Consider the following 232-nt stretch of genomic DNA (forward strand, 5'->3'; position numbering starts at 1 on the left):
CTTTCCGTTGCAATTACCTATGCAGGTAGTGCGACTGCTCCGACTGCAGCAGGTTCTTACGCAGTAGTTGCTACGGTTTCCGATGCCAATTACACTGGTACCGCTAACGGTACACTCGTGATTGCCAAGGCTACTCCAACCATTACCTGGGCAGTTCCTGCTCCGATCACCGTAGGAACAGCACTTTCTGCAACACAGCTTAACGCTACTGCCAACGTTCCGGGTAGCTTCG

Annotated in this window: 1 protein-coding gene; it reads left to right on the top strand. The window is 52.6% G+C overall.

All coding sequences use genetic code 11. The features are described 5' to 3' along the window. Nucleotides 1-232: MBG domain-containing protein (locus KJB30_RS17885; RefSeq protein WP_214301728.1), on the top strand; the 232-nt coding region annotated here is incomplete at both ends.

Source organism: Pelotalea chapellei (assembly GCF_018531195.1).
Classification (GTDB): domain Bacteria; phylum Desulfobacterota; class Desulfuromonadia; order Geobacterales; family Pseudopelobacteraceae; genus Pelotalea; species Pelotalea chapellei.